At 39.7% G+C, this 234-nt stretch carries 1 pseudogene; it reads right to left on the bottom strand.

Going from position 1 to position 234, the window contains the following annotated elements:
- A pseudogene (locus ULO1_RS14460) lies at positions 1-234 on the bottom strand (transposase); the annotation flags it as partial.

The raw sequence follows: 234 nt of genomic DNA, 5'->3' as shown, positions 1-234 counted from the left end.
AAACAGTATGTTGCCAATGCGATATATAACTGATTTTCTACTGCCTGCTGACTAAGACCATATAAATGTTTGACGTGCAGGTGTTGCTTGAGCCACTTGAAGAAAATTTCTATCTGCCAGCGAACGATATAACTGCCCGATTTCTTCGGCACTCTTCTCAAAGACATTTGTTACAATTGTAATTTGATTCCCTTCTGTATCCGTTGTTTCAATCAGACGTACAGGGTGCTTCAT

Source organism: Carboxydocella sp. ULO1 (genome assembly GCF_002049255.1).
Taxonomy (GTDB): Bacteria; Bacillota.
Note: the sequence above shows the minus strand (reverse complement) of the source record. Positions and strands in the feature narration are given on the sequence as shown.